Source organism: Flavobacterium succinicans LMG 10402 (genome assembly GCF_000611675.1).
Classification (GTDB): domain Bacteria; phylum Bacteroidota; class Bacteroidia; order Flavobacteriales; family Flavobacteriaceae; genus Flavobacterium; species Flavobacterium succinicans.
The window spans coordinates 157,372-175,196 of record NZ_JATV01000007.1; the positions used below are offsets into that span (position 1 = coordinate 157,372).

General features: G+C 36.6%; 10 protein-coding genes. 7 read left to right on the forward strand and 3 right to left on the reverse strand.

What is annotated here, in order from left to right:
* Positions 1–23: 23 nt before the first annotated feature.
* The gene (gene yajC / locus AO58_RS0108855; RefSeq protein ID WP_024981372.1) at positions 24–296 is read left to right on the forward strand and encodes a preprotein translocase subunit YajC; all 273 of its coding nucleotides are present in this window, start codon (positions 24–26) and stop codon (positions 294–296) included.
* An 80-nt stretch (positions 297–376) separates the two neighbouring features.
* On the opposite strand, the gene AO58_RS17980 is transcribed toward yajC, so the two are convergent.
* Positions 377–907 (reverse strand): hypothetical protein, encoded by a 531-nt coding sequence (locus AO58_RS17980; protein ID WP_024981373.1) that lies wholly within the window; start codon positions 905–907, stop codon positions 377–379.
* A gap of 225 nt (positions 908–1,132) precedes the next feature.
* Entirely contained in the window at positions 1,133–2,410 is a 1,278-nt protein-coding gene (gene pepT, locus AO58_RS0108865) for a peptidase T (RefSeq protein WP_024981374.1), read from the reverse strand.
* A 128-nt stretch (positions 2,411–2,538) separates the two neighbouring features.
* Between pepT and AO58_RS0108870 the strand changes: the two genes are divergently transcribed.
* From AO58_RS0108870 to AO58_RS0108885, 4 genes are all read left to right on the forward strand, one after another.
* Positions 2,539–3,561 carry a quinone-dependent dihydroorotate dehydrogenase gene (locus AO58_RS0108870; RefSeq protein ID WP_024981375.1) on the forward strand — a complete coding sequence of 341 codons (1,023 nt, stop codon included), beginning with the start codon at positions 2,539–2,541 and terminating at the stop codon, positions 3,559–3,561.
* A gap of 245 nt (positions 3,562–3,806) precedes the next feature.
* Positions 3,807–4,670, forward strand: a complete 864-nt coding sequence (locus AO58_RS0108875; protein WP_024981376.1) for a hydroxymethylglutaryl-CoA lyase — start codon at positions 3,807–3,809, stop codon at positions 4,668–4,670.
* Between the two features lie 58 nt (positions 4,671–4,728).
* Complete coding sequence (locus AO58_RS0108880) at positions 4,729–5,271, forward strand: hypothetical protein (RefSeq protein WP_024981377.1); 543 nt, start codon at positions 4,729–4,731, stop codon at positions 5,269–5,271.
* Positions 5,268–6,674, forward strand: coding sequence for a DUF5723 family protein (locus AO58_RS0108885; protein WP_024981378.1), 1,407 nt, complete (start codon positions 5,268–5,270; stop codon positions 6,672–6,674). The genes AO58_RS0108880 and AO58_RS0108885 overlap by 4 nt, the downstream gene beginning before the upstream one ends.
* 134 nt (positions 6,675–6,808) lie before the next feature.
* Here the strand turns inward: AO58_RS0108885 and AO58_RS0108890 are convergent, their stop codons facing one another.
* Positions 6,809–9,310 carry a cation-translocating P-type ATPase gene (locus AO58_RS0108890; RefSeq protein WP_024981379.1) on the reverse strand — a complete coding sequence of 834 codons (2,502 nt, stop codon included), beginning with the start codon at positions 9,308–9,310 and terminating at the stop codon, positions 6,809–6,811.
* Between the two features lie 149 nt (positions 9,311–9,459).
* Here AO58_RS0108890 and guaB point away from each other — a divergent pair, with 149 nt between their 5' ends.
* Both guaB and AO58_RS17085 read left to right on the forward strand, forming a co-directional pair.
* Positions 9,460–10,932, forward strand: coding sequence for an IMP dehydrogenase (guaB, locus tag AO58_RS0108895; protein ID WP_024981380.1), 1,473 nt, complete (start codon positions 9,460–9,462; stop codon positions 10,930–10,932).
* A 683-nt stretch (positions 10,933–11,615) separates the two neighbouring features.
* The coding region (locus AO58_RS17085; RefSeq protein WP_035717537.1) for a beta strand repeat-containing protein at positions 11,616–17,825 on the forward strand (6,210 nt) is incomplete at its 3' end.

Consider the following 17,825-nt stretch of genomic DNA (forward strand, 5'->3'; position numbering starts at 1 on the left):
AATAACAAATTAAGATTTTTATTATGGAACAATTACAACAGTTTTTGCCGTTTTTATTGATGTTTGTGGTGATTTATTTCTTCATGATTAGACCACAACAAAAACGTGCTAAAAACGAAAAAGAATTTGAAAGCAGTTTAAAAGTAGGAGATAAAATCGTGACTAAAAGTGGTTTACACGGAAAAGTTGCGGAGTTAGCTGAAACGACAGTTATTATCGAAACTATGTCAGGAAAATTGAAAATGGAGCGTTCTGCTATTTCAATGGAAATGAGTGCAGCTTTAGCTAAGAAATAGTAGTTTTACTAATCGAATACAAAAAATCCCAAATTCCTAATTAATTGGAATTTGGGGTTTTTTAGTTTGGAACAATCGGGTTATTTTTTCTTGTTCTTTTTGCTTTTTTTGTTTTTTTTAGCTTTGGCTTTGGCCTTTCTCTCTTTTAATTTCGCTTTAAGTTTTGCTTTTTTTGCTTTCTCTTTTTTGGCCTTTTTAGCTTTCTTGGCTTTTGCTTTGGCTTTCTCTTTTGCCTTAGCTTTTTTGGCTTTTTTCTTTTCCTTTTCGCTCATTTTTACTTTGTTTTTTTTCTTTTTTTTGTCCTTTGGTTTTTTAGTAGGGATTAGATCAAGTGCCGTGATTTCTGTTTTTTCTACCGTTACAGTTTCTTCAATTTCAGGGCTGATATTTTCTTCATGAGCAGTAGAGGGAGTGATTGCTTTTGTACTGCGTGTTCTTGTTTTTGGTCTAGCAACGCTTGTTTTTGTAGTCTCTTGTGTGGCCTTTTTTGCGGCAGGTGTTGCTGTTTTTGTTGTTCTTGTTCTTCTTGCAATCGGCTTTTCCGATTTTGGTTGTTCTGGTGTTGGAGGTGTAGCCTCTGGAGTGTTATGGTTTTCTGTTTTGTCTATCATGGTGTCGGCTGTTAATTATGGTTTTATTGACTTATTTGTTAATGTTAAGTAATTGTTTATTTATTGTTAACAAATATATCAAACATTAATCAATTCCAATGTTAAGTTTTTTGTTGAACTTGAATTAGAAATTGAACATAAAAATACCTCCAAAAAGTGGAATGACTTTTTGGAGGTATTAATTTTCAAGACTCTTTAAATTGAGGACTGTAGATAGGCAGTTACCTATCTTTTGCGTTTTGTTTTTGGGGCAGGATTTTCAAAATCAGTAGTAGCAGTAAGTTGGGCAATTTTTACAATAACTTCTATTGCTTTTTGCATGCTTTCTACAGGTACATATTCGTATTTTCCGTGAAAGTTGTGGCCACCTGCAAAAATATTTGGGCAAGGCAATCCTTTGTAAGAAAGTTGACAACCGTCCGTTCCGCCGCGAATCGGTTTGATGATTGGTTTTACGCCAACTTGTTTCATAGCCTCTTCGGCAATATCTACAATGTGTTTTACAGGAAGTACTTTTTCCTTCATATTATAGTATTGATCTTTGATTTCGGCAATAGCGATAGGTTCTCCGAATTGTTTGGCAAACTTTTTATTGATTTTTCGAACCATTTTTTCAATGCGTTCTTTCCTTTTTTCAAACTTAGTCTTAGAGTGATCTCTGATGATTAATTCCAAAACGGTTTCTTCTATACTCCCTTTTAAGTGATGTACATGGAAAAAACCTTCGTAGCCCTTGGTGGTTTCAGGGGTTTGATCTTTTGGTAAGTCACTTATGAAGTCATTGGCAAGAAGCATTGAATTGATCATTTTTCCTTTAGCGTAACCAGGGTGAACACTTTTTCCTTTGAAAATGATTTTGGCTCCAGCTGCATTAAAGTTTTCGTATTCTAATTCGCCTACTTGACTGCCGTCCATAGTGTAAGCCCAGTCGGCTCCAAATTTTTCTACATCAAAATGATGTGCGCCTCGACCAATTTCTTCATCTGGAGTAAAACCAACTTTAATGGTTCCGTGTTGGATATCCGGATTTTGAATCAAAAATTCCATTGCCGAAACAATCTCGGTGATTCCGGCTTTATCATCGGCACCAAGAAGCGTAGTTCCGTCGGTGGTGATTAAGGTTTGTCCTTTGTATTGCAATAAATCTTTGAAATATTTTGGCGAAAGCACAATGTTTTGCGCTTCGTTGAGTACGATGACTTTGCCGTCGTAGTTCGGAATGATTTGTGGTTTTACATTCGCGCCTGTAAAATCAGGAGTCGTGTCAAAATGCGAAATGAATCCTATGGTTGGCACTTTTTTGTCTATATTGCTTGGCAGCGTCGCCATGATATAGGCTTTGTCATCAATAGTAACGTCTTGTAATCCTATTTGTTTTAATTCAGCCACAAGTTGGTGGGCTAGATCCCATTGTTTGGCGCTACTTGGGGTGGTTTCAGAATTTGGATCAGATTCTGTATCAACAGTTACATAACTAATAAAACGATCGATAATATGTTGCATGGTACTTAATTTTTGAGCAAAGGTACATATTTCGACTTGTTTTTTTGTTTTCATTTCTGGTATACTTAAGTGCTTTCTAAAATCAATTCTTTATTTTTGCAGTTCAAAATAATTATATCCTACCTCACATGTATAAATTGTTCATCCGCCCTTTGTTTTTTTGTTTTGATCCCGAAAAAGTGCACCATTTTACTTTTGCTTTTATCAAATTCATATCTAAAATTCCTGGTTTTTCTGCTCTTTTCAGAATGATATATTGTGTGGAAGATCCTAGATTAGAGCGAGAAGTGTTTGGATTGAAATTTAAAAATCCTGTAGGTTTAGCAGCTGGATTTGATAAAGAAGCTCGTTTGTATAAAGAGTTTTCAAATTTTGGTTTTGGATTTATTGAGATTGGAACCTTAACACCTAAAGGACAAGATGGGAATCCTAAAAAACGAATTTTTAGATTGATTTCTGACGAAGCCATTATTAATCGAATGGGATTCAATAACGGAGGGGTTTTGGAGGCTGTAGAGCGTTTAAAATCAAATACCAATGTGCTGATAGGCGGTAATATTGGAAAAAATAAGTTGACACCCAATGAAGACGCTACTTCGGACTATGAAATTTGTTTTGAAGCTTTGTTTGATTATGTGGATTATTTTGTGGTCAATGTAAGTTCGCCAAACACGCCAAATTTAAGAGCTTTGCAAGATAAAGAGCCTTTGACTCAATTGTTGCAAACGTTGCAAAGTAAAAATCTAGAAAGAGCTAATCCTAAACCTATTTTATTGAAAATCGCGCCAGACTTGACCGATGATCAGTTATTGGATATCATTGACATCATGGCCGAAACCAAAATTGCAGGTTTAATTGCTACCAATACAACTCTTTCTAGAGAAGGATTGGTTTCTGAAGCCAAAATGGAAGCGGGTGGTTTGTCCGGTAAGCCTTTGACTAAGAGATCTACGGAAGTGATTCGATTTTTATCACAAAAAAGCAACCATGCTTTTCCAATTATTGGAGTAGGAGGGATTCATTCTGCAGAAGATGCTTTAGAAAAATTAGACGCAGGAGCGAGTTTGATTCAGTTGTACACTGGATTTATTTATGAAGGTCCCGCTTTGATTAAGGCGATCAATAAAGCGATTTTGAAGAAAATGAAATAGTGCCTTTTTGGATCAATTCTGAAATCAAAACATTTATATTATGTTTTGAATGTCATTGAAAATTATTTAAAACTAAGCACATAAAAGCTAGTTAAAGGACTAATTGGCTTTTAGCTATTGGCTGTCGATAAATCACTAGTTACTAATCACTAGTTACTAATCACTAGTTACTAATCACTAATCACTCCCTTACTTTCTTATTTTTCGATTTTGAACTTTAATTCCTTTTGCTATCTTTGATGCATATGGAGCCAATAAAAATTATCGAATGCCCTCGTGATGCGATGCAAGGAATCAAAACATGGATTCCTACGGCTCGGAAAGTTTCCTATTTACAGGCTTTGTTGCGAGTAGGCTTTGATAGTATTGATTTTGGGAGTTTTGTTTCTCCTAAGGCGATTCCTCAAATGCAGGATACCGCTGCGGTTTTAGCACAATTGGATTTGTCCAAAAACGATAGTAAGCTTTTGGCAATTATCGCTAATGTAAAAGGAGCTAAAGATGCCGCATCGCATCAACCGATTCAATATTTGGGTTTTCCTTTTTCGATCTCTGAGAATTTTCAAATGCGAAATACGCACAAAACGATTACAGAATCATTAATTACCTTACAAGAAATTCTCGAAATTGCCGACCAAAACCAAAAAGAAGTGATTGCCTATCTTTCTATGGGATTTGGAAATCCTTACGGAGATCCTTGGAATGAAGAAATTGTAGGCGAATGGACAGAACGATTGGCGCAAATGGGGGTAAAAATTCTCTCTTTGTCCGATACGGTTGGTAGTTCCACCCCCGAAGTTATTACGCATTTGTTCTCTAATTTGATTCCTAAATATCCCGCGATAGAATTTGGGGCTCATTTGCATACTACTCCAGATAAATGGTTTGAAAAAGTTGATGCCGCTTATCATGCTGGTTGCAGACGATTTGATGGAGCGATTCAGGGTTTTGGTGGTTGTCCAATGGCTACAGATCGTTTAACTGGAAATATGCCTACGGAAAAACTACTCTCTTTTTTTACCGCTAAAAAGGAAAACACCAATTTGAGCGCGATGAGTTTTGAGAGTGCTTACAACGAAGCCTCTAAATTGTTTGGGGAGTTTCATTAATCTAGAATACTAAAATAAAGGGACATACGTTTTTAACCATAATTAAAATGTGAATGCAATGAAAGCCTACAAAACCCTACTCGTGTTTTTTTTGATACTGTTTTCTTTTTCTTGTAGCAGCGATCTTGATTTTGACCAAGCCAATGATATTGAACTTCGCCCTGTAGTTATTGGAAATTTGGCGAGTTTTGATCTTGTAGCAAATCAGTTTGTAAATAATGGTTTGGAACAAACAGTGAGTATTGACACTCCAGAATTAGGAGTTTTTGATGATACTTTTTTTAAAAAAAATCTAATCCAAACGGATTTGTTTTTTGAAGTGGATAACACGATCAACCGAAACTTTGAACTTCAACTTTTCTTTTTGGATAATGCCAATGCACCAGTAAGTTCTATTCGAATGGATATTCCGGCTTATGCTGGAACTTCTAATGTTACCAAACGAACAGTAGTCTATCAAGGAGCGAATCTTGATTTGCTAAAGCAATCCAAAAAAATTGCCTTTGTAATTACACTATTGCCAGGCCCTCCGTTGAGCGCTACTAGTGTTGGAAATTTGAAATTACGTTCTAGTATAACCGCCTATTTTGATATTAAATGAGAAAAATTACTTTGATTGTGCTTCTTTCAGTAGGCAACTTTTTTTTCGCTCAAAACAAAGCCGTTTTATATAATTTTACGGCAATTCCTCAATCATTATCTTTAAATCCTGGAGCTGATGTTAGCTACAAATGGTATGCAGGAATTCCGTTATTGTCAGGATTTTCAGCAAATGTAGGCTCTACGGGCTTTTCTGCCTATGATTTGTTTGCAGATGATGGCGTTGATTTTAATACCAAATTACGCAAGGTCATTTTTTCAACTTCAAGAAATGATAAAGTGAGTGTAAACCAACAAGCAGAGGTTTTTCAAGGAGGATTTAAAGTTGGTGATTGGAACAATACTGCATATATTTCTTTTGGAATGTATGAAGAATTAGATGTATTGAGTTATGTTCCAAAAGATTTTGCTCTTTTGGCATTAGACGGAAATCAAAATTATTTAGGAAAATATTTTAATCTGAGTGATTTGAATGCTCGTGCCGAAATGTTAACCGTTTTTCATGTAGGGTACAATAAAAGACAAAGCGAAAAATTGATTTGGGGAGTGAGAGGAAAGATTTATTCTAGTATTTTCGATGCTCGTTCTACTAAAAACTCTGGTTATTTGTACACCATTCCTTCTGTCGACAATGCAAGTATTTATGACCAAGTGATCTCGGCTGACATGTTATTGAATACCTCTGGAATTGCAAAATATGATGATAAAGATGACGACTCGGATGTGGCCAAAGACATCAAAAAAAGAGCGCTTTTAGGAGGGAATCTAGGTTTGGGTTTTGATGTTGGAATCACCTATTATCCCAAGAAAGACATTCAAATTACCGCTAGTGTGCTTGATGTTGGTTTTATTCGTCATTCAAAAGAAGTAGAAAGCTATCGTGCGAAAGGGATATATAACTATGAAGGCATTCTTCCAGATTTTTTTACAGGAACAGGAGGCAATAATGTGTCGCAAGAATTTGAAGATGCTTTTCCTAGAGATACCTTAAAAGGAAGTTATACCTCGTGGAGACCGGTGAAATTTAATGCTTCTGCACAATATTCTTTCGGACAAACCGAAGAAAAAGATTGTAATTGTAAATCCAGTGATGGTGCTGCAAAATATAATAACTCCGTTGGATTGCAGTATTTTGCTATGTCTACTCCAAGACTTCCAATGATGGCGTTGACGGCTTTTTATAGAAAGAAACTCTTCACGGGTTTAGAAGCCAAAGCTACGTATACCGTAGATTCTTTTTCGAGTAAGAATATTGGTTTGGGTTTGTCGACACAAATAGGTCCTGTAAATTTTTATTTGATGGCAGATAATTTGTTAGAACTTAGAGATGTTGTCAAGGCGCAAAGTGCCTCTTTTCAATTAGGACTTAATCTGATTTTTGCTGAGAAAAAGGATGGGGAATAAGAATGGAATAAACAAAATCCAAAATCCAATTTATCATCCTGAGCGCAGTCGAAGGGCAAATCCTAAATAGTAAATCCCAAATTCCAAAGTTATAGTTGGGATTTGGGATTTTTTATTCTTGAAATTTGTGTTTTTTAGCTCTTTCTTCTTTTGAAGAATTTATAAATTTCAATCCAAAAGACTGCAATTACAGCTACCAGAGTACACCATCCAATTTGAAGTAAAGTGATTTTTTCGAATAAGAAAAATTTAGATAATGGAGGAATAAAAAGCAGTAAAGTTGTAATGAAAAGCGTGATTCCGATGATGAGCACTACAAGATTATTTTTGTATTTCCAAGTTGTTAGCACCGAATAGTAAAAAGAGCGATTGGCTAATGTCAAGAACACATTCGAGAAAATCAAGGTCAAAAACACCATAGTTCGAGTGCCACTTTCACTATACTGATTGGCTATGGCAAATTGGTAAATGAACAACAATCCTGCGGTTATCCATAGTCCTTGAATTAAGCTAATGGTGATTTCTTTCCAACTGAAAAAAGTGGTGCTCAATGGTCTTGGTTTTTGTGTCATCAAATTGTCTTCCATAGGCTCATTCTCATAAATGATAGAGCAGGTGGGACCCATAATCATTTCTAAGAAAATGATGTGGACTGGTGAAAATATATTGGGATACATCCATCCCAAAGCTAATGGAATAAGCACGATTAAAATGATAGGAATATGGATAGAGATAATGTAGCGAATGGCTTTTTTGAGATTCATATAGATTTTTCTTCCCATAGCAATGGCGTCGGTCATTTTAGAAAAATCATCGTCAACCAAAATTAAATTCGCGGCTTGTTTGGCAATTTCTGTCCCTTTTTTGCCCATAGCAATTCCGATGTGTGCTGATTTTAAAGCGGGTCCATCGTTTACTCCATCACCAGTCATAGCTACAATTTGATTATTGTCTTTTAGCGCTTGAATGATTTTGAGTTTAGCCTCAGGAAACATTCTAGTAAAAATAGTAGTTTCCATTACTTTCTCTTTCAATCTAGCTGGACTCATTTGCATTAGTTCGTTTCCATTGAGTATTTTTTCAGGGTTTTTAAAGCCAATTTGTTGAGCAATCGTAGCGGTGGTTTCGGCATTATCACCTGTGATTATTTTAACGGTAATTCCGGCTTTATAAAAAGTTTCTAAAACTGCTTTGATGTTCTTTTTTGGAGGGTCATAAAAAGCAACAAGACCTTTAAAATCTAGTTCAAACTCTTGCTGTGTTTTAGGGAAATTGGTTCCGTTAAAATCGGTTGTCCCAACGCCTAATACTCGAAATCCTTTTTTGGTCATAGCGAGAAAAGCCGTGTTGATTTTTTCTTTCTCAGTTTCAGATAGTTTAGAACAGGCAATAATGGCTTCTGGTGCTCCTTTTGTTGCAATAATTCGATGTCCTTCTTTGTTTTCGAATACATGTGTCATCATGGGTGGTTTGCCACTCAAAGGATATTCGTGTATCATTTTATATTGAGGACGTTCGTCAGTTGCAATGGAAATGGTGTAGGCGTCATGCAATGCTATTTCCATAGGATCAAACGGAATGGGTTCACTCGCCCACATAGCTGCGTTATTTAGTTCTTGTTTTTTGGGGTTTAAGTTGGAATGAGTTGCTGTAACAGTTGTGGCATCAAGAGTGAACCATTCGGCAAGACTCATTTTGTTTTCGGTGATGGTGCCTGTCTTATCGGTACAAATTACGGTGGCGCTTCCTAAAGTTTCAACTGTTTTGGTTTGTTTTACAATAATTCCCATTCGAAGTAGTCGCCAAGCACCAAGTGCCATAAAAGTGGTAAAAGCTACTGGAATTTCTTCTGGGATGATACTCATGGCAAGCGTTAATGCTTTAAGCAAACTGTCTAAAATTAGCTTTGAATTCCAATAGTTGATTCCCCAGACAATGATAAAAGCAACCAAACCAATCAAAGAAATATAGGTGACAAAATTGCTAATTTGAATTTGTAATGGCGTTTTTTCTTCGACGATGTTGTCTAGACTTTTTCCGATTTTTCCTAATTGTGTTTGACTTCCAATGGCGGTAACTTGGCAAATAGCCAGTCCACTTGCGACTATGGTTCCTTGATACACTTGTTTGTTTTCGGATTGTTCATTTTTTGATACCGATAAAGATTCTCCAGTTAATATGGATTCATTGACCGAAAAGTCATTGGATTGGATGATGATTCCATCGGCGGGAACAAAAGTGCCTTCTTCCGTCTGTATAAAGTCGCCCAAAACAATTTCTTCACTCGGAATCTCAACAACAATTCCATTCCTAATGACTTTACTTTTGGGTTGTGTTAATTTAGACAGCGCTTCAATGGCATTTCTACTTTTTGATTCTTGGTACAAGGAAATGGATACGACCAAAATAATAGCCAAAAGCATAAAAATTCCATTATTATAATCTGCAGTTACAAAATACACACTCGTAGCGGTGAGTAATAATATGAACATAGGCTCCTTAATCAATTCGAAGAGCGAGTGCAAAAAGTTGTTTTTTTGTTGATGTTCGGTTGAATTGGCACCGTTTTTTGTTCTAGAGGCAATAACTTTTTCTGAAGAAAGCCCTTGGATAGAGGTTGAACTGGATTCGAACATGATTATAATTAATAAGTGTTGTTTTTAGTATTGAAAAAAGTAGCTCCAAGTTTGTTAGACAATGCAATTTAAATAATTAATAGTGGGTTTGTCTGTTTTTTTGCTTAAGATTGTCTATATTTGCACGCAATTCAACTAGAAATTGCACCATGAAAGCACACAATTCCAAGATTATCGGTGAAGGTTTAACTTACGATGATGTATTATTAGTTCCAAATTACTCCAGCGTTCTTCCTCGCGAAGTGAGTATTCAATCCAAATTTTCAAGAAACATAACTTTAAATGTGCCTATTGTATCCGCAGCTATGGATACAGTGACCGAAAGTGCTATGGCTATTGCTATGGCTCAAGAAGGAGGTATTGGAGTGTTGCACAAAAACATGACGATTGAGCAACAAGCAGCCAAAGTACGAAAAGTGAAAAGAGCTGAGTCAGGAATGATTATCGACCCTGTTACTTTGCCTTTGACTTCTACGGTTGCCGATGCTAAAATGGCTATGAAAGAATATGGTATTGGAGGAATTCCAATCGTTGATGAAAATAAAATTCTAAAAGGAATTGTGACCAACAGAGATTTGCGTTTTGAAAAAAATAGTTCAAGACCTATTGTTGAGGTAATGACCAAAGATAATTTGATTACGGTTGCTGAAGGAACTTCTTTAGAACAAGCTGAAGTGGTTTTGCAAGGTCATAAAATCGAGAAATTGCCTGTAGTAAATGATCAGTACGAATTGGTGGGTTTGATTACTTTTAGAGATATTACTAAGTTGACTCAAAAACCTATCGCTAATAAAGATGTTTATGGTCGTTTACGTGTAGCAGCAGCCATTGGTGTTACTGGAGATGCAGTGCAAAGAGCAGAAGCTTTAGTTCATGCTGGAGTAGACGCTATCATTATTGATACTGCTCACGGTCATACTCAAGGAGTGGTTAATGTATTAAAAGAAGTAAAATCCAAGTTCCCACAAATTGATGTTATTGTTGGCAATATTGCAACACCAGAAGCAGCTCAGTACTTGGTAGAAAATGGTGCAGATGGTGTAAAAGTAGGTATTGGCCCTGGTTCGATTTGTACGACTCGTATTGTAGCGGGTGTAGGTTTCCCTCAGTTTTCTGCAGTGCTTGAAGTTGCTGCTGCTATCAAAGGTTCAGGTGTACCAGTAATTGCTGATGGAGGAATTCGATATACAGGAGATATTCCTAAAGCTATTGCCGCTGGAGCGGATTGCGTAATGTTAGGGTCATTATTAGCAGGTACCAAAGAATCGCCTGGTGAGACTATTATTTTTGAAGGAAGAAAATTCAAATCTTACAGAGGAATGGGTTCTGTTGAAGCCATGCAAGAAGGATCGAAAGATCGTTATTTCCAAGACGTAGAAGACGATGCGAAGAAACTAGTTCCAGAAGGAATTGTTGGACGCGTACCATATAAAGGCGAGTTGAACGAAAGCATGCAACAATTCATCGGTGGACTTCGTGCAGGTATGGGATATTGCGGTGCAAAAGACGTTCCAACTTTACAAGAAACAGGTCGTTTTGTTCGCATCACGGCAAGTGGAATTAATGAAAGTCATCCTCATAACGTAACGATCACTAAAGAGGCGCCTAATTATTCTAGATAGTATAGTTTTACTTTTTCTGTAAAGAGTATAGAAAAAAGCAAAAATAGTATTCCCTTCAAAATGCATTGAAATTCGTTTCAATGCATTTTTTTTATTTGGAAGTTATTTTAACCTTGTCTATTAGAAGGTTAGTTTTAGTGGATTAGTTACAAATTATAGGGACTAGATTTCAAATTGTTTTGTTGTTGGAGTTGGTTTTTAAAAATGCAATATATTTTTCCGCTGTGTTTTTTTAAGGCAGGAATGCTTTATTTTTTTTCTTTTTTAAAGTCTGGAATTGTTATAATGATTGTGATTTATATTTTATTAAAAAGAAAGAATATTCTTCATTAAAATTATTGTTTCCCTTCTTTTTTATTCACAATTGTTTACTACAATTTTAGTAGTAATTAACATGTCTAATACTATGTGAAATAAGTTATTTAACATGAAATATTTTAGTCTTATGAAGTTGATAAAGTGTATTTCATCGATTAAATGTGTAGTATATCGATAAAAGCATGCGATTTGGTTAATAATTAATGATTTAAAGCAATTTTAAAATATTAATATTTATTTTTGCGCCGCCAATTAAGTATTTTAAATATTTTAACACAATAAACATTGTTAAACATTGTGTTGATCTTTCTTTTAAATCATTGTTTTGGTTAAAATGCTAATACTAAGGATAATATCATTTAATTATGCCAAAAACTACTTTTTCGCTCAAGAGAATTTTCTTTTTTTCTCTTGTTTTTCTTTATCAAACCTTTTTATTTTCTCAAGTTGCAAACAATGTTTTATGGTTTAAGGGGGATAAGGGGGTAAATTCTCTAGCTGGTGTTCCAGCAACAGGAACAACTCTTACTACTTGGTACGATCTGTCGGGAGGTACCGCTCAAAATGGAGTGGCTGCCACAAAGCATCCAGGAGAAAATGCTGAACCTCCTCTGCCAACGATGCCAACCTATCGTTATGATGCAGGTAATAATAATATCAATTTTAATCCGGTTGTTCAATTTGTTAATAACGTGGGCGCGGGTAATGCCGTACAGATGAGTACACCGGCATTAAATAACCAAACCGTTTTTGTTGTTTTTAAAACTGCGGGTGTAGGTTCTAGTCAATACTCTACGGGATTGTTGTATGGTGGTGATATTTCCGACCCTAGTGGTAGTTCTGCGACTACTAATTCGGATATGTCTTTGGGAGTGCCTTCTACCGGAAGACTTTCTTTTGGTGGAGGATCTGAAGGCGATTATTATAACCCAGGCGATTTTAATTTGCTTACATTGCCTTCGATAGGGGTTTTAAAAAGAAATGTCGCTGGTGAAAGTTCAGTTACTTATAGCTTGTATGCAAATGGTTCTACAGATGAGGCAGTGGTTAATATTACAAATACTGGATCAGGTAGACCATTGCCTTCTATGGTAAGGTTGGGAAAACATTTTTCGGCAGACCCTAGTAATCTTTCGTCAGAAGGTAAGTTGAATGGTTTAATCGCTGAAGTTTTAGTTTATGATAGAGTTCTAACAGAGGTAGAACGAAAAACTGTAGAGTCCTATCTTGCCATAAAATATGGGGTAACCATTACTGGAGGTACCGATACATTGGGTGCTACTGCGGGAAATGTATCTTATAGTTATGTAAATTCAGCAGGGTCTGATGTTTGGACATCAAATGCAACTTATAAATATGATGTCTTTGGATTAGGGCGTGATGATCTTTATGGATTGAATCAACGCATTTCAAAAAGTATAAATAACAACACAATATTAACCGTTTCTACCAACTCGGATTTAACTAGTTTAAATCTGGATGCTGCCCGAACTGCCATAAACGGCGATAAAGAATTTATGCTTATTGCCAACAACACGGGTAGTGCTGCCCTTCCTGTACAGCAAGGAACAGAATTGCCATCTTCAATTTCCACTAGATTAAATAGGGAATGGAAAACGCAGTTAAGCAATACGGATGGTAGTAATATCTCAAATGTAAGTTTGAATTTTAATCTTACTGGGATCACTTTAACGGGTGCTACCGCTTCTAATTTGGTTTTGTTGATTGATACCGACGGTAATGGAGACTTTACGACAGGTACAGTAACTAGAGTACCAGTAAGTTCTTTTGTTGGTAGCCAAGCTGTATTTAATAACATTACCTTCAACTCTGGTGATGTGTTTACTTTGGGAGTTTCTTCGTGTGTAAATCCAGCGGCTCCAATAATAGGGACAATTACTCAGCCTACTTGTGCTTTGGTAACAGGAAGTGTAGAATTATATGGTTTGCCAACTACTGGAACTTGGACCATTAATCCAGGAGGAATTACGGGAACTGGCACTACAAAAACTATAACGGGTTTAGTAGCAGGAAATACTTATTCTTATACGGTTGCTAATTCGGGAGGTTGTGTTTCTGCTGCATCTGCCAATGTGGTTGTAACTTCGAATCCTGCTTTAGGATTAGATACAGATGGTGATGGAATTTCAAATGCCTGTGATTTAGATGATGATAATGATGGGATTTTGGATGCTTTAGAGAATGATTGTATTCCTTCATCATCGGTTGTTATTAAATCAAGTGCTTTTGAAAACGCCGTTGTTGGTGTAGGTATTCCAAAAGGTTCTTTTTCTGGAGTTACCGGTACAGAAGGTTTTTTGGAAGGATATAATTCGGATCCAGATAATGCTAGCTCTTCTTATTCGGGAATTTTTGCTAATGTAGCTGGTTATAATGGGGCACTTACCAATGTTGCTCTTGCCAATAGAACTGATTTTGGTGATAATCTAGCAATGTCCTCCTTTGTAGTCTATAAAGGTTTAAATCTTTATGATGGAGCTAAATATACTGTAGAAGGCGATTTTTCTTTGTTTCAAAGTGACGGTTCTAATAATAATAATGAATTTGGAACTGCATTAGGTGCTTCAGGGCAAGATTTCGTTTGGGCAGATGACTATGTAGGTGCTCCAGATGCTGTTTTTATATATGGTCACTCATCTTCAGATACAAATAATACAATGGCGCCGTTAATTAGAGAGCCTAATTCAGCTTTGTCTACTATTAGTGTTCCTTCAAGAGTAGCAGGATGGTTTCATCAAAAAACATCATACTATATAAGACCAAATGCTTCAGGGATTTTAACCCTTTACGCTGATAATGAGTCTTATAGATACTCTGTTGCTGGTGTTCCAGAGACTTCATATACTGCTAATGGAATTAATTTTGGTCCTGCTAGTAATTATCCTTGGTTGTCCAATGCAGCTATAGGTGTTTCGTTTGATGAATACACGGATAATATTATAGTTTCAAAAGGAACTTGTGTTACGGCTATTGATACAGATGGTGATAGTATTCCAGATTATCTAGATCTTGATACAGATAATGATGGTTGCCCAGATGCTATAGAAGGCGCAGCTAATTTTACAGGTTCGGATCTTGTTACTTCAACTATTTCTGGAGGTAATGTAGGAGCAACATCTGGTACATATAATTTGCCTATTAAAAGTAATTTAGGTAATGTTGTCAATGCTAATGGGGTGCCGACTAAAGCTGGCTCTCCTCAAGCTCTTGGAGATAGTAAAAATCCTTTAGTTAATATTTGTTGTCCTCCTACTGCGGGAGCAATTTCAAAAGACGAAATAATATGTAATTCAGGTAACCCAGCAGCCTTTACTAGCACTACAGATGGTACAGGATTCGGAACTATCAGTTACCGTTGGGAGAGCTCTGTAAGTCCATTTAGTACTTGGAATACAATATCAGGAGCTACTTTAGCAACTTATGATGCGCCAACAGGTTTAACTGCAACCACTCAATACCGACGTATAACCGTTTCTACTTTGAATGGAGTAGATTGTGAATCAGCAGCGGCAGCGTTTGTGACAGTAACCGTAAATGCGTTGCCAGTAGTGGCAGCCATTGCAGGAGGAGCTACTACGGTATGTGTTGGAGCAACAACAGCTGCATTCACTAATACAACAGCAGGCGGAACTTGGACTATTGCAAATGGAACAGGAACAGCAACAATCAATGCCTCAGGAGTAGTTTCAGGAGTAACGGCTGGAACAGTAACGGTAGAATATACGGTTACCACTTCAGGATGTTCAACAAAAGTAACAACGCCTTTAACTATAAATGCGTTGCCAGTAGTTGCAGCCATTGCAGGAGGAGCTACTACGGTATGTGTTGGAGCAACAACAGCTGCATTCACTAATACAACAGCAGGCGGAACTTGGACTATTGCAAATGGAACAGGAACAGCAACAATCAATGCCTCAGGAGTAGTTTCAGGAGTAACGGCTGGAACAGTAACGGTAGAATATACGGTTACCACTTCAGGATGTTCAACAAAAGTAACAACGCCTTTAACTATAAATGCGTTGCCAGCTAAACCAACTGCCTCTGCAACTTTGCAACCAACTTGTGCTGTAGTAGCTGGAACAATAACCATAACTGCTCCTACAGGTGTAGGTATGACTTATAGTATTGATGGATCAACTTATACCAACACTACTGGAGTATTCAATTTGCTTGCTGCTGGAACTTATTCAGTAACAGCTAAATCAAGTGAAGGTTGTGTTTCTTTAGCATCAGATCCTATTGTTATCTCAAATGTTATATGTGCACAAGACGATACTATTTCAGGTGGTAATGGAACGACAGGAACATCAAATGCAGGTAATGTATTAGGTAATAATCCAACCAATCCAGATACCTTAAATGGGACCGCAGTAGTTATTGGTTTAGTAAACCTAACGGTAACTACACCAGCAGCTCCAAAAGTACTTGGAGAACCAGTACCAAGTATTGATGTTGCGACAGGACAAGTAAGTGTACCAACAAACACACCAGCAGGAGACTACACAATTGTATATGAGATTTGCGAAAAATTAAATCCAACGAATTGTGAATCAGCTACCGTAACGGTAAAAGTTGAAGCTCCAACAATAGTTGCACAAGACGATACTATTTCAGGTGGTAATGGAACGACAGGAACATCAAATGCAGGTAATGTATTAGGTAATAATCCAACCAATCCAGATACCTTAAATGGGACCGCAGTAGTTATTGGTTTAGTAAACCTAACGGTAACTACACCAGCAGCTCCAAAAGTACTTGGAGCACCAGTACCAAGTATTGATGTTGCGACAGGACAAGTAAGTGTACCAACAAACACACCAGCAGGAGACTACACAATTGTATATGAAATTTGCGAAAAATTAAATCCAACGAATTGTGAATCAGCAACCGTAACGCTAACTGTTACTGCACCAACGATCGATGCCGTAACCGAAACGACTGTAGTTATCAACGGCTTACCAGGAGGAACTACAGCGACTTTGTTAGCAAATGATACAGTAAATGGCAATCCAGTAGTGATTGGAACGAATCCAGGTCAAGTAACATTAACTTCAGTAAATGTTCCTTCAAGATTGACTTTGAATGCTGATGGTACAGTAACTGTTGATCCTAATACTCCAGCAGGAAACTACAATGTTGAGTATAAAATCTGTGAGGTGAATAATCCATTAAATTGTGATATTGTAACCAGTATTGTTGTTGTTGGAGTGGCAGAAATAATTGCAAAAAATGATGAAATTACAGTTGATAATACCATAAAAGAGGTTAAGTTTAGGCCATTCAATTCGGATTATGGAAATGGATTTGACACACTTGATGGTAAGTCAATTACTTTTGATCAAATTACTGTTACAGTAACAGATATAGTGTTACCTGGTGGACAAAGTTTTCCTGTTCCAAAGGTTGATAGTCTTACTAAAGAAATTGTAATTCCAGCAAGTGTACCAGCAGGAGTTTATACCATTTTCTATACGATTTGTGAGAAATTAAATCCAACGAATTGCTCTGATGCAACTATAACCATTACGGTTAAAAACCCAGTAGTTAAAGCTGAGGATGATATTTTACCTACTGTAATTGGAACAATTGGTTCATCAAATGCTGGAAATGTATTAGAAGCTAATTCGACTAAGTTTGATACAATTAATGGAGTTTCAGCTACTACTAGTTTAGTAAATATTTCGATTGTAAGTCCAGCATTGCCTGTTGTGAATGGAGCATTGGTTCCAGTTTTGAATACAACAACCGGTAATGTAGAAGTTCCAAAGAATACACCAGCTGGTATTTACACTATAGCATATTCTATTTGTGATAAAATCAATCCAACAGTTTGTGATGAAGCTATAGTTACAATAAAAGTTGCTGCAATTGAGGCTGCAGATGATGGATTATATGAGATGGAAAGTTTGTTTGACAAAACTATAGCTAGTGTGTTGTTGAATGATACTCTTGATGGTGTTGTTTTGACTCCAGAAACGTATAATACCATTACTTTAACTCCTATATCCGTTCCAGCAGGATTTACGTTACGTAATGATGGATCAATAGAAGTGAAGAAGGGAATGCCAGCCGATACTTATACTATCGTATATGAAATTTGTACTAAAAAATCTCCTATTGTTTGTGATCAAGCCACAGTCAGAATCACAGTAGTAGCACCTATAATTACAGCAACCAACGACGATTACAGCAACCAACCTATTAATTCATCCAAAGGAGCTGTTTTAGATGTTTTAGTTAATGATAGAATAAACAACGGATCGGTTAATTCAGTTCAAGTAGTAGTGAGTATTGTTGATAGTAATGGAGTAGCAGGCGTAAGTGTAGATGCACAAGGAAAAATCACTATTCCAGTAGGCACACCGGTTGGGACATATGTTTTAACGTATAGTATTTGTGATGTCATTAATCCAAACAATTGTGCTACGGCAACAGTAACTATTGTAGTGAAAGATCCGTGTGATTTTGATGACAGTGATAGTTCTTGTGATATTTTAGTTCACAATGCATTTTCACCTAATAATGATGGGGATAATCAAGTCTTTACTATTGAT

Excerpts from the sequence above, each read along its gene's own strand:
- AO58_RS17980 (WP_024981373.1), bottom strand. The coding sequence starts at position 907 with ATGATAGACAAAACAGAAAACCATAACACTCCAGAGGCTACACCTCCA.
- AO58_RS0108880 (WP_024981377.1), top strand. The coding sequence starts at position 4,729 with ATGAAAGCCTACAAAACCCTACTCGTGTTTTTTTTGATACTGTTTTCT.
- AO58_RS0108875 (WP_024981376.1), top strand. The coding sequence starts at position 3,807 with ATGGAGCCAATAAAAATTATCGAATGCCCTCGTGATGCGATGCAAGGA.
- pepT (WP_024981374.1), bottom strand. The coding sequence starts at position 2,410 with ATGCAACATATTATCGATCGTTTTATTAGTTATGTAACTGTTGATACA.
- AO58_RS0108870 (WP_024981375.1), top strand. The coding sequence starts at position 2,539 with ATGTATAAATTGTTCATCCGCCCTTTGTTTTTTTGTTTTGATCCCGAA.
- AO58_RS0108885 (WP_024981378.1), top strand. The coding sequence starts at position 5,268 with ATGAGAAAAATTACTTTGATTGTGCTTCTTTCAGTAGGCAACTTTTTT.
- AO58_RS0108890 (WP_024981379.1), bottom strand. The coding sequence starts at position 9,310 with ATGTTCGAATCCAGTTCAACCTCTATCCAAGGGCTTTCTTCAGAAAAA.
- yajC (WP_024981372.1), top strand. The coding sequence starts at position 24 with ATGGAACAATTACAACAGTTTTTGCCGTTTTTATTGATGTTTGTGGTG.
- guaB (WP_024981380.1), top strand. The coding sequence starts at position 9,460 with ATGAAAGCACACAATTCCAAGATTATCGGTGAAGGTTTAACTTACGAT.